This window comes from Pradoshia sp. Z5_111 (assembly GCF_058267535.1).
Genome location: NZ_JBZCPQ010000005.1, coordinates 1 through 12,004, shown reverse-complemented (window position 1 = coordinate 12,004; position 12,004 = coordinate 1). Strand labels below are relative to the sequence as shown.

Annotated in this window: 16 protein-coding genes; 4 read left to right on the top strand and 12 right to left on the bottom strand. The window is 37.5% G+C overall.

The genetic code is table 11. The annotated features are described in order from the left end of the window. Nucleotides 1-312: 312 nt before the first annotated feature. The gene (locus tag AC4D4A_RS11530; protein ID WP_490996042.1) at nucleotides 313-1,692 is read left to right on the top strand and encodes a vWA domain-containing protein; all 1,380 of its coding nucleotides are present in this window, start codon (nucleotides 313-315) and stop codon (nucleotides 1,690-1,692) included. Between the two features lie 199 nt (nucleotides 1,693-1,891). Here the strand turns inward: AC4D4A_RS11530 and AC4D4A_RS11525 are convergent, their stop codons facing one another. From AC4D4A_RS11525 to comGA, 9 genes are all read right to left on the bottom strand, one after another. Then, nucleotides 1,892-2,071: a YqzE family protein gene (locus AC4D4A_RS11525; RefSeq protein WP_490996041.1), complete on the bottom strand. Its 180-nt coding sequence runs from the start codon at nucleotides 2,069-2,071 to the stop codon at nucleotides 1,892-1,894. A 68-nt stretch (nucleotides 2,072-2,139) separates the two neighbouring features. Continuing rightward, on the bottom strand, nucleotides 2,140-2,643 hold the full coding sequence (locus AC4D4A_RS11520; protein WP_490996040.1) for a shikimate kinase: 504 nt from the start codon (nucleotides 2,641-2,643) through the stop codon (nucleotides 2,140-2,142). A 10-nt stretch (nucleotides 2,644-2,653) separates the two neighbouring features. Beyond that, entirely contained in the window at nucleotides 2,654-3,004 is a 351-nt protein-coding gene (gene comGG / locus AC4D4A_RS11515) for a competence type IV pilus minor pilin ComGG (RefSeq protein WP_490996039.1), read from the bottom strand. A 19-nt stretch (nucleotides 3,005-3,023) separates the two neighbouring features. Next, nucleotides 3,024-3,470 carry a competence type IV pilus minor pilin ComGF gene (gene comGF / locus AC4D4A_RS11510; RefSeq protein ID WP_490996317.1) on the bottom strand — a complete coding sequence of 149 codons (447 nt, stop codon included), beginning with the start codon at nucleotides 3,468-3,470 and terminating at the stop codon, nucleotides 3,024-3,026. After that, nucleotides 3,448-3,741 (bottom strand): hypothetical protein, encoded by a 294-nt coding sequence (locus AC4D4A_RS11505; protein ID WP_490996038.1) that lies wholly within the window; start codon nucleotides 3,739-3,741, stop codon nucleotides 3,448-3,450. The genes comGF and AC4D4A_RS11505 overlap by 23 nt, the downstream gene beginning before the upstream one ends. 19 nt (nucleotides 3,742-3,760) lie before the next feature. Beyond that, nucleotides 3,761-4,204: a competence type IV pilus minor pilin ComGD gene (gene comGD / locus AC4D4A_RS11500; protein WP_490996037.1), complete on the bottom strand. Its 444-nt coding sequence runs from the start codon at nucleotides 4,202-4,204 to the stop codon at nucleotides 3,761-3,763. 2 nt (nucleotides 4,205-4,206) lie between these two features. Continuing rightward, the gene (gene comGC / locus AC4D4A_RS11495) at nucleotides 4,207-4,515 is read right to left on the bottom strand and encodes a competence type IV pilus major pilin ComGC (protein WP_490996036.1); all 309 of its coding nucleotides are present in this window, start codon (nucleotides 4,513-4,515) and stop codon (nucleotides 4,207-4,209) included. A 13-nt stretch (nucleotides 4,516-4,528) separates the two neighbouring features. Continuing rightward, complete coding sequence (gene comGB, locus AC4D4A_RS11490) at nucleotides 4,529-5,569, bottom strand: competence type IV pilus assembly protein ComGB (RefSeq protein ID WP_490996035.1); 1,041 nt, start codon at nucleotides 5,567-5,569, stop codon at nucleotides 4,529-4,531. Next, on the bottom strand, nucleotides 5,559-6,668 hold the full coding sequence (gene comGA, locus AC4D4A_RS11485; RefSeq protein WP_490996034.1) for a competence type IV pilus ATPase ComGA: 1,110 nt from the start codon (nucleotides 6,666-6,668) through the stop codon (nucleotides 5,559-5,561). The genes comGB and comGA overlap by 11 nt, the downstream gene beginning before the upstream one ends. Before the next feature lie 295 nt (nucleotides 6,669-6,963). Between comGA and AC4D4A_RS11480 the strand changes: the two genes are divergently transcribed. Together AC4D4A_RS11480 and AC4D4A_RS11475 are read left to right on the top strand one after the other, a co-directional pair. After that, the gene (locus tag AC4D4A_RS11480; protein WP_490996033.1) at nucleotides 6,964-7,671 is read left to right on the top strand and encodes a helix-turn-helix transcriptional regulator; all 708 of its coding nucleotides are present in this window, start codon (nucleotides 6,964-6,966) and stop codon (nucleotides 7,669-7,671) included. Nucleotides 7,672-7,772: 101 nt separating this feature from the next. After that, nucleotides 7,773-8,015 (top strand): DUF2626 domain-containing protein, encoded by a 243-nt coding sequence (locus tag AC4D4A_RS11475; protein WP_066105073.1) that lies wholly within the window; start codon nucleotides 7,773-7,775, stop codon nucleotides 8,013-8,015. 32 nt (nucleotides 8,016-8,047) lie between these two features. On the opposite strand, the gene AC4D4A_RS11470 is transcribed toward AC4D4A_RS11475, so the two are convergent. Beyond that, nucleotides 8,048-9,169 (bottom strand): class I SAM-dependent methyltransferase, encoded by a 1,122-nt coding sequence (locus tag AC4D4A_RS11470; protein ID WP_490996032.1) that lies wholly within the window; start codon nucleotides 9,167-9,169, stop codon nucleotides 8,048-8,050. Nucleotides 9,170-9,283: 114 nt separating this feature from the next. Further along, nucleotides 9,284-9,916 (bottom strand): MBL fold metallo-hydrolase, encoded by a 633-nt coding sequence (locus AC4D4A_RS11465; protein WP_490996031.1) that lies wholly within the window; start codon nucleotides 9,914-9,916, stop codon nucleotides 9,284-9,286. Between the two features lie 220 nt (nucleotides 9,917-10,136). Here AC4D4A_RS11465 and AC4D4A_RS11460 point away from each other — a divergent pair, with 220 nt between their 5' ends. Next, nucleotides 10,137-10,310, top strand: a complete 174-nt coding sequence (locus AC4D4A_RS11460; RefSeq protein WP_490996030.1) for a DUF2759 domain-containing protein — start codon at nucleotides 10,137-10,139, stop codon at nucleotides 10,308-10,310. Between the two features lie 77 nt (nucleotides 10,311-10,387). Here the strand turns inward: AC4D4A_RS11460 and AC4D4A_RS11455 are convergent, their stop codons facing one another. Next, nucleotides 10,388-11,578, bottom strand: coding sequence for a M14 family metallopeptidase (locus tag AC4D4A_RS11455; RefSeq protein WP_490996029.1), 1,191 nt, complete (start codon nucleotides 11,576-11,578; stop codon nucleotides 10,388-10,390). Nucleotides 11,579-12,004: the final 426 nt, after the last annotated feature.

The following is a 12,004-nucleotide window of genomic DNA, read 5'->3' as shown; positions in this document are numbered from 1 at the left end:
AATCGAAATGTAAAAAGGCGAACCTGCTTGCCCAGTTTCAGAATATATGGTGTTACTTCAATACTTCTAAATAGAACTTCTAATATATAGCTGCCATACCGAGGCAGCTATTTCAATTAATACAGCATTCTCCTAATCCAACGTTTCCACCTCCTTTCAATTTATCTCTTAACATTCAATAAATTTCCCTATAATTATGTTTTTATGTAAAATATAGGAGATTAAGAACGACATAAACATCTCTGCTATTTTCATCTGAGTATATTCATCCGTTTTTTCTACTGATACTTTTGAATGATATGGAGGTACAAGATGAAGAAAATTAGCTATCAATTAATTTTAATTTTGCTTTTTCTACTTTTTATATTGACAGCTGGATGCTCACCCAATGACCAAGATAAAGGGAATGATGTTGAGACTACTGCCAAAGCAGTTAATCCATCTGAGAAAAAAAGCTCAGAAGCTGCAATCCCAAAAGCTGATGCCACGTTTGAAGGAATGATGACTCAAGAGCAAGGAATATTAATGAAAGAAATAGTCAATAAGAAATTGGACGGAAAAACCGGTTGGGATGCTCAACCCTATTTAAACTATTATAATGATACATTTAAGAAAAACAGCGAGACGACCATTACCCAACACATAAAAGAACATAAGGAACTAACCGATGAAGAACTTTATGACTATTTAATTTATGCTATTGGCACCGGGGAATATCAAACATACTATGATCAATTAAGAATGTATGATCCAGGCCTTAAAGCTCCTGAACTACCAACAGGATCAGCAGAAGAAAAAGAAGAGCAACAAACACCTGAAAAAACGAATGTGGTTGTATTACTTGATGCCAGTGGAAGTATGAATGCAGAAGTTCCAGGCGGAAAGAAAATTGATATAGCGAAAGACGCCATTTCTACCTTTATATCTTCTCTTCCACAGAATACAAATACATCGCTTCTTGTATATGGACATGAAGGAACCGGTTCCGATGCAGATAAAGCAAAATCGTGCAGTAAAATTGATACAGTTTATCCTTTAAAACCATATGCTCAGACAGAATTTCAAACCGCTATGAATAAATTTAAGGCAAGCGGATGGACTCCACTTAGCCAAGCTATCAGTAAAGCACAAGAGATCCTTACAAACTATAGTGGTGAATATAATAATACGATTTATATCGTAAGTGATGGAATTGAAACATGTGATGGGGACCCCGTAAAGGCTGCTCAATCATTACACGGTTCCAACATCCAGGCAACCGTTAATATTATCGGTTTTGATGTAGATGATGAAGGCGTCCAACAGTTAAAACAGGTAGCCGAAGCTGGTAAGGGTGAGTTCATTCGGGTTAGCGATAAATCTGAATTAGATGCCCAAATTAAAAACAAATGGTCCCCTTCTATCTTTGAAATATCCGGAAAACAGGCTGTTCATGCATTTGATATGCTTGATGCACGAAAAGAAATTATCAACCTAGCCAATTCACTGAATTCTTTATCTACTAATGAAAAAAGCAGAATAGAAGGAGCTATCCAAACCCTTCATACTGAAAAACTGATAAGCGATTCTATCCAAAAGGAAATACTAGCTAAAGCTTCTGACATGCATAAAATACGAGCAGATGGTATTGAACAGCTTAAGAACAAAAAAGAAGAAGAATTAAAGGGCATTCAGGAGGATTATCAACAATAAATAGATGAATGGAAAAAGCAATGGGATTAATCATTTATATATAATAGTCAATTAATTAATAATGGAGTAAGCCATATATATGTGTGGCTTTTTGTTTGATGGCATGAATATGACTTAATCTAAGATGAAGATATAAAAAAGAATACAAAAAAGCAGTGGGTTCAGCAAATCCACTGCTTTTTCAAACAAGCATGATTTATTACGCCTTACGTTTAAAGAGCATTTCAATCGATAACGGAATGATTCCGAACCAATGGCTCATTAATGGCGGCCGATCATCTCTATGATTACGGCGTTGCTCTTTACGTACTTCCTTTGGCTGCTTCATATACACTAACCACTGAATTGTTAAAAATTTTACATAATCATTTGTTTTCATCAGACATTCACCCATCAGAAGTATCTCCATTTATCATGGGTGTTATTCATTAATTTATAAGAAGTTAGCTAGTTTATGGTGATTTTCATTAATATCTCTTCTGTAATCTCCATTTTTGTTTTTCCGTCCGTATGAACCTGTAAATCAGCAGCCAGCTTATATAGGTCAACCCTCTTTTGATAAAGCTGCACGATTTGTTCCTCTTTATTTCCGGACAATAAAGGGCGTGATGAATCAGTCTCGAGCCTTTTTATTATTTCTGTCGGATTGGCATGGAGCCAAATAACAGTTCCCTTCTCCTTCATATAATTCAGGTTGTCTTCCCTGAGAATGATTCCCCCACCTGTCGCGATGATACAATTTTCGACAGGCAATGATTGCAGTGCCTGCTGTTCTAGGTCCCTAAATCCATCTTCACCTACTTCATCAAAGAGCTGTGGAATCGACCTTCCTGTTCGTTCAGCTACCGCCTGATCACTATCATAAAAGGGAAAACGCATTTTTTCGGCGAGAGCCATACCCACAGTTGTTTTCCCAGCTCCCATAAATCCAATTAAATAAATGGCATTCATCTTGTTCCCCCTAACTATCTAACCATTTCACTACTTTCTTTGCTTCAGTTGAGTACGTAATCGTCTCCCGTCTCACCTTATGATCCGTCTGAATATCCAATGAGATCTCATAGAACCCTCTCTCAAGCGGTTTTATATGATAGGCTATTCTTCCATTATAATAAATCCATTCCCCTTTTGTCTCAGGAATACCATCACCTTCAAGCATTAAGATTGCAGCATGTGTACCCGCATCACCCAGATAAGTGGTGATTAACCATTCGGTTTGATATTTATGATAATTCACTTCCTGAGCCATATTTCCTATCGAATACATACAAATGATAAAAATAACCGAAAAAAACAATAAAGCAACAGGCATAAAGATCCCACGTTCATTTTTAAGAAGGTTCAAATTTATATCGTTTGAACAGCCGTTTTTCATACATATCACCATTTATAAGAGTCACAGATATTAGCAGTGACTCTCCTTCTTTTTTTAAATGATAGCTCTTAATTTCTTGAAGGACCATTTCATGTCCAGCACCATTCACTCGCCTTCTTACCATATTGTTATAGATTTCATATGTTATTTCTTCCCCACTTTTATCAAGTAAAAGGATATTGCTTTTAGGTACTCCAAAGTCTTTTGTCTTTTGAAATTCACGATCCAATTGACGTATAAAGATATTCCATTCCATCCTTGCATTTGTGTTGGTATCTTTGACATGCCAGTCTGTTATGCTGGTAAGTGCACTTGTCATAAACACACTTAATAACGAAAATAAACCAAGGGCAAATAGTATCTCTACCAAAGTAAAGCCATCATTTTTCAGGCAGCTTTTCATACACTTTCTGTAATTTGTCCTTTGAGTTGCTATACTCTGCAAAATAAACGTCCCCTTCAAGATAAAAAGTATAGGCTTTCTCCTCAATCTCTGCTTGTCCAGTAAATAATGGACGGCCGTTTATCTGATAATCATTTAGATTTTCAAACAATCTATTAAGAGCGGCTTCCTCCATTCTTAAGTCATTCTTTAGTGTAATGCTTTCCATATATGCCGGAAGCAATAAACAGCAGCATAAGATGAGTATGCCAAACGAAATCAGAAGGTCCAAGATAGCGTAGCCATGCTCTTTATACTTTTGATATATAAAATCTCCCCCTCCCTAATTGAAAGACAAGCTTGTATATCGTTTTTCCGTTCTTATCTGTTAGATTGATTGTTGTCGGGCTTTGGATATTGCCTGCTGGAATATAGGTAACTGGCACATTGCCAACTTTTTTAAACTTGATCGATTCAGCCTTCTGAGTGGATATAATATGACTGTTTGTTTTGTATGAGTATGCTGAATATTCATTTTGATCCGTCATAAATCTAAGCAAGACATATGTGTTATTTTCCATGGCATAGACTTGCGCATAGTAAAGGTCCTTCTCGAGTTGGTTTAAAAATGCTTTTTGTTCATACGTTTCAAACATTTTACTAGTAACCGCACTTGCTATGGTCAGCATTAACGTCAGACATCCTAGTACAATCAACACCTCTATTAACGTAAACCCTTCTTCATTCTTTTTCATTTTTATTGTTCCTGAAGAGTTACAGTCCCATCATCCGCAATCAATGCAGTTTTCCCCTCAGGACATTTAACATCCTCTCTTAAAAATCCTGAAGAGATAAGCTGCTCCATCGTGGGAAGCGTACCTTCCTTTAATTTATAAGCTTGCACCTGTCCCTCCACCATCTTGACATATGCCTCGCATCCCTTGCTATTAACTGCTTCCTGATTTTTCATTACATTGGGCACTGTAATAATCAAAAGAACTGATATAACCAACATGACAATTAGCATTTCAATTAAGGTAAAACCTTGTTCGTTTTTATATTTCATCAAAAACACCGTCCTATATCGTATTCATTAATGAAATCATCGGCATTAAAATTGCCAAATACAGAAGGATCACTAAAATGGCAACAAGGCCAAACATTAACGGTTGAACCACCTTTATATATTTTTCAGTCTGTATCTCCATCTCATTTAACAGAAATATGCTGTAATAAAGTAGTTCTTCGCCTAATAAACTATTTTTTTGCCCATGGCTGATTACTCGCTCAAAATCATTCATAAAGATTTTAAAAGTTCCACAAATGCTTTCCAATGAATCTCCCTCTTGAAGACTTTCAATCATATGATGGGTTATTTCCTTAACTAGGCTTTTGGGGTCTTGCCTACTCATAATCGTCAACGCATCGATTATAGAAATACCGCCCTTTAATAATGAGCCTAGTTGCATAGAGAAATAATATGTCGTGGAAAGCCTTCTAAATGAACGCAGAAACGGAACTTTATTCATCAGTAATTCCTGTTTTATTTTGGATAGTTTTTTTAAATAATAGTGGTATATAAGCAAATGTATGGTTAGGAGCACGATGGTAATAAATGGAAGATTGTTAACGAGGGTAGCCAATAATATTGATAGCTTTAAGAATATATTTGATTCCTGCCCTACGCCCTGATACATACTTGAGAATTTGGGCAGCAAATAATTTGTAAATACTTGCAGCAAGGCAAATGTAAAAACGAGTAGGAAGACTGGATAATACAATAAATTTTTTAATTTTGCCCGATCCTCACTTTTCTTAAGCCATATTTCCCCTCCATTCTTCAAGGATTTGGATAGCTGTCCGTGTTTTTCACCGTAGGATACTAAACCAACCAGCTCTTGTTCAAAATTCAACCATTCTAAAAAGTCCCTAAAAGTATGGCCATCTTTCAATAACTCCAAAGCATCCTTGATTTCTTCTCGATATTTCTTTTTTCCATGAATAAGCGAAAATTCAATACCCTCATAAAGAGTAAAGCCATTATCCAATAAATCGCCCAATTCCTGAAGAAACCTCGCCTGATCCCTGCAAGACCATCGGGACTTTAGTTTACTCGTCATGCACCCACCTCTCATACTCTTTTTGATCCACAAATCCATAGGCAACAGCCTTGCTGATGAGAGAAGATAGATCCGGATAATGAAAGTTCACATCATCTCCCTCCATCTCTGCCCAAACCTTCGCCAATTCATTGCCATAAATCATTTCATGTACACTTACCCGCCCCCTGCTCTTTTCCATAAGGCAATATGGTGAGCATTCACCCTTACAAAAAGGACAGTGCAATTCCAATAATCTTTGAGAGGTTACTCCTAAAAGAGTTTGTTTTGCCTCCTCCCTGTCTATCCCAAATTCCAAAAGCCTTCTAACCGCACCTAATACATCACTGGCATGCATTGTTGTTAAGATTAAGTGTCCTGTTAAAGCAGCGCGCACCGCTATTCTGGCCGTTTCGGCATCCCTGATTTCTCCTATCATGATAATGTCTGGATCGTGGCGCAGAGCAGCTTTCAAGCCTACAGAATAGCTGATACCGGCTTTTTCATTAATCTGGACTTGAATGGCATCATCGGACTGATGTTCAACAGGGTCTTCCAGTGTAATAATATTTCGGTTAACGGTATTTTTGGCATGATGCAGCATGGAATATAAAGTCGTAGTTTTCCCACTCCCAGTCGGTCCACAAATGATCATTAATCCATGGGAATGTTTAAGCATAGATATTAACGTAGTTGACATTTTTGGAAATAAGGAGATTTCTTCGATTGGGAGAGTTTGTAAGCTTGGAATAATACGAATGACGAGTGATTCAGAATATGGGGTAGGCAAGGTGGATAATCGGAGGCCAATCCATTTATTTGAAACAAACATCGTTAAGGCCCCTGACTGAGGACGTCTTTTTTCGCCTATATCCATCCCGGCCATAAATTTAAAATGGGAGATGAGTCGTTCTGCTCTGTCTCTTTGGTAACTGCCTTCTGGAAATAAACGATTGTGAATCCGATAGTAAAGATGGGTTTTCTTGCGTTGAGGAACAATGTGGATATCTGAGGCTTTGAACTTTACTGCTTCAGTTACAACTTTTTCAGCTAGCTTATCGATGGTGAGCAATTCTTGTTTCACCTCCTTATATGTTACTCTCTTAATGGTATTAGACATTAATTTCTCAATACCTGCTGAAATTATGAAAGTTTCGAAATCTGTCACAATTCGTCGTTAATTTGGGTAATTTTTCATAATCATGAAATATTTCATTCCTTTTATTCTGTTAACATATTTACAGATAAATTTTAAAATTAAGATAGTACTATATACATGGTAAATTATTGACTTATCAAAATGTGGCTAAATTACAACATATGTTTCCAAAGAGTCAGAATAGTCATGAACAGCATATCAATGCTTAATTGACTGTATTATAATGGAATTATTAAGGAGCGCGAGGTGGACCACAATGGACCAAACATTAAAGATTACCAATGTATTATCAGATCCGACCAGATACTATATTTATCAGCATATAGCTAAAAGGCATAGCGAGGTGACGGTACAGGAAATTGCGGATATATTTGAGATTCACCCCAATGTTGCGCGTTTACATTTAACAAAGCTTGAAGATGTAAATATGCTTGTTTCTGAAACTAAGAAAACAGGAAAAGGTGGAAGACCAAGCAGATTATATAGATTATCAGATGAGGTCATACAATTAAACTTCCCATACCGCGATTACCAACTGCTTTCAAAAATAGCCCTTCAGACAATGTTCTCACTGGGAGAGGCAGGGAAGGAAGCATTATTCAATACAGGAAGATTATTTGGGAAAGATCTGGCCGAACAGCATATGAAAGGAATTGGAGAAAGTCAGGACAGTCTGTCTTTCGACCACAAGCTTTCTATCATAAAAGATGCCTCGACTACTGCCGGGTTCTATCCGGAATTCGTAACAGCTGAGGATCATTCAACCATTTTCTTTAGAATACATAACTGTCCTTTTAAAGAAATTGCCTTTGAGCAAAAAGAAGCCGTATGCGGAATGCATTATGAGTTTTTACGCGGTATGTTCAGTGTCCTTTTTGATTCAATCGAATTAATAGAAGAGGAAAATATGTTTGATCATGCAGGTTGCCATGCTTGTACATACAAGATGCTCGCTGGAAATTAATCGCACAATTCAGTCATTCTATTTTAAGATAGTTTACATTCTTTAACAATATCCTTATAATAGTAGTGATGGAATTATAAGGGGATAAGGGAGGTTAAGGAATGGACAGAATGTTCAGAGTATGTGGTTTCTGGACTGGAATTATGGCAGTCATGTTCTTTGTTGGCGGTATGCATACTACATCACTCATCTTTTTCGGTCAAACAGGTTTCTTTGTTATTTTAAGCTATTTAAAATTATCTGAAAGAATGTACTTATATGTTTTCGGTGCTTATTTAACCGTTTTCTTTGCAGGGTTCACCTATTGGACAACGTTCATGATGACTCCTGGAGCGGGACATTAATTTAAAGTAAAACCTTGATTGAGCTAGAGCAATCAAGGTTTTTTTATGTTTTTGGACTGAACTAAAACACTGAAACTATCACTTATCCAGTCTCCAAGAACTAATTGTTTAATTTGTCTGTTGCGCCTGGCGGTGGGAGAAAAAGGATTGGTATCCGCATGTGGGACCAGCTCCCCCAATATCCCTTCCTCTAATAAAAATGACTGTTGTCCTCCCCAGTACTCCAGATCAAGCCCTATCCTTTTCCCCGCCCATTTAAGCAATGAAAAATTGACGGTACTCGTTATATCCGTTTCTCCTGGATGTTCAAGAATTGAGCCTATTAATTGATGGTCCTTAAACCCTCTTAAGGTACCATTTTTTCGGGCAGGTATATAGAAATCCTCCATATCCATTCCATAATCTATCGTCATAAGATATCCCCTCTTCATTTTATCAATCATTTGCTCGTAGGCAAGCATCATTGGGCATGGCACCTCTATTCGATTGATAAACTCCGGAATATCCAACTTCTCTATAATGGATAAAATCATCTGATTATGGAGATCTCTGGCCGTTTCAAATAGCTCTCCATTCTTTACTGTAATGCCTGCTTCTTTCCACTGTTTCTTATCTTTAATTAAAACATGAACAGGAAAAGCATCAAAAAATTCATTTGAAAAAATGAAACCTTCAATTACCGGCATATCCTTGATGGAATCTAACAGACGAATTCTATCATCCTTTGCTGCCATATCTAAAATCAATTCTCGATGATAGGAACTGGATTCAACAATATAATAAATTGCATTAGATGCCAGCTCTGGGTTGTCCAGTTCCAATCCCCTCAAAAAATCACATGCCATCTTCCCGGTGCCACCGCCAAGCTCACATATAGTGGGAGGTAGGTCGGATTCAATTAGCTTCCTTCCTGCCCATTTACCTATAAATTCACCAAAGACAGGGGACATACTCACCGAAGTATAGAAATCACCGCTACTCCCAATTTTATCTTTTCTCCGTTGGTAATAACCATATACAGGATGATACAATGCCAACTCTATATATTTGTCATAAGGTAAAAATAAATCTTCTGTTTCCTCGATGGACCGAATGATTATTTTTTTCATAAATTCACCTAATTTTGTAAATATTTCCACAACAGGCGTTGACATCGTATTATCTCTATTGTAAATTTATGGTATAACTTAAAATGGCCCCTCCCATTTTATAGGAATACCCCCTGACCCTCCTTAACTAATTGATAAGGGGGGTCAATTTATTCACTTTTATCTTAAAAAAGGATTATGATTTATCTCATCTTCAATAATGGTTTCCGGCCCATGCCCGGATAAACAAAGCGTATCTTTTGGAAGAGTTAATAATTTATTATGAAGACTATTCATTAGCTGTTGATGATTTCCACCAGGTAAATCGGTCCTGCCTATACTCATTTGGAATAATGCATCTCCTGAAAATACAAGCGCCTCGTCCTTATCATAATAAGATACGCTTCCTGGTGAATGTCCAGGTGTAAACAGTACGTTAAAGGTGAAATCCCCAATTTTTAGAATACCTTCCTCTGAAATCACATTTTCTGCTGGAGCAGCCTTAATCTCACCCAGTTGGAAAAACTGTGAACCGTTCAATGCCGGGTTTGTTAACCATTCTGTTTCTTTTTTGTGCACATAAACTGGAATACTAAAGACTTCCCGTACCCTGTCCACTGCCCCTATATGGTCAAAATGAGCGTGAGTTAAAAGAACTGCAATTGGTTTCCATTTCTTTTCACGAATGATTTGAATCAGCTTTTCCGCTTCCTCGCCCGGGTCGATGATTAAACATTCACCATCCTGCTTGGCATATAAATAACAATTTGTTTGCAAAGGCCCTAAAGGAACTCTTTTCCATGTTTTCTTCATGTCTTTCCCCCTGAAGTATCAGTTTAGTTTCTTTTATTTTACACAAGTGATGCTTTTGTATAAAGAGTCTTATACTGTATTGTCCCTATTCCTTCCAAATCGCCTATAATATCTCGACAAATAATCTGAAAAGAATTAAAATACTATTGAATGCATTTATTTTACAATTTAATGATTTATTGGGTTTTATTACTTAATAATTCCAGGGGAGGTAAATGAAATGGGATTGGTAATTATTTTTGGTTTAGTTGCCATTTTGGCTGTTTTCGCATTAATCAGCGCCTTTAAAAACAAAAATTTCCTTGGGCTAGTATTCGCTTTGGGTACTGCCGTTGTATTTGGCTGGTTCGCCATCATGACCTTCATTAGAGACGGCTATCCTGCTGTACATTAATTGTATACGCTGTACATCTGAAAAAGAGGAATCCTTTAAACAGGATTCCTCTTTTGCGTTCAACAGTTCCCTATCTTCTATAAATAAAGACACGCATTTAAAATTGGTTTTGTATCCCGATAAATTTGTTCAAATTGTGATAAAGGAAGAGGATTGATTCCTTTACCCAGCTCTAATGTAAATCCCGGCTTCTTGAACTGATCAATAAACCAATCCTTAAAGCCTGCATGGCTATCAATATAGCGAACGGCCTTGTAGCCTGATCTTGCAGCAAATTCCCTCGCCATAACAGAGGTGATTTCCGGTTCTTTTTTCTCATACCCCCAATAAAATTCTTCTCCCTGAGTGTGCAGAGAAACTACACGATCGAACCCTTCCTTCTGCACAAGTGCAACCAGTGATTTCACTTCACTTTCTGTTAATGGCTCGATTCCAGGAAAATCTCTTGCTGCAGGATTTTTGGGCCGTTTTCTCTTTTTCTCAATCTCCCAGTTTGCCGGAAATTGATTATTTAAATCAATTCCTCTAATATTCGCTTTCCAGCCTAAAAATTCTTCTCTTCCACCATTCATCCTGATTAGATCTTTTTTCATTTTTTCAGATGGACCATTTACTACTAGATCCACACCATCAGGATTCACCATCATAACAAGAGACAAATCACACTCCAGGAATAGCTCCAGTGCTGAACATTCTCCTAAATTTGTCCCCATCGTTAATGCCAGTAAATAATCATTCAGCCACTTCATTAAAACCAAGCTGGTAATCCATTCATTCGCATGCATTGAGGCATTCATATGGACTTTTTTCGGACCAACGCCTATGCGCATTTCCCAAATATCCTGGCCAAGTTCAGATTTCCCGATAGAGTTCATCTGCAGGAAAGGATAGATTGTTGTAAGAATTTCCATGTCGTTCATGCATTTACTTGATGAATATGGACAAGTGTGATCCACAATACTATGTTGAATTTTCACTGGTAATCTAACAGATTTCTTCGGGTTCTCTTCCATACTCTCCAATGAATTAGCTACCTGAATTCTTTCGCGTTCTACAGGGTGTGTGATATCCAAGGTCGATAACCTTTCCTCCCTTGTCCAATATCCAGGTATATGAACCATATCGCCAACAGATAGCTCATTATTACTAATATGTAAATTACATTCCCGTAAAAGTGCGATTGGTATAGAATACAAAACTGCCAATCTCGATAATAAGTCAGGCTTCTTTATGATGACTTCCATAGAATCACATCCTTTTCTACTCATTTTATGAATACTCCAATCAAAAAATACAGAAGCTAACAGATATTATGTATAGATTCGTAAAAACCGGCTGATTATAGATGTCTGTTACTGAATAAACCTAATTCAGCATGCCATTTAGCGGGTTATGGGCTGGGGAAAGGCGGGGTGTAGATGGGGCATAGGTGTTTCATAGGTAGTGAATAGCTGCTTCCCTACACACTTCACCCTCCTTTCAGGCACCTTTACCCGGGTGTAGGTGGGGCATAGGTGTTTCATAGGTAGTGTATAGCTGCTTCCCTACACACTTCACCCTCCTTTCAGGCACCTTTACCCCGGTATAGATGGGGCATAGGTGTTTCATAGGTGGGACATAGCTGCTTTCCTACACACTTCACCCACCTTTCAGGCACCTTTACCCCGGTATAGCTGGAGCATAGGTACTTCATA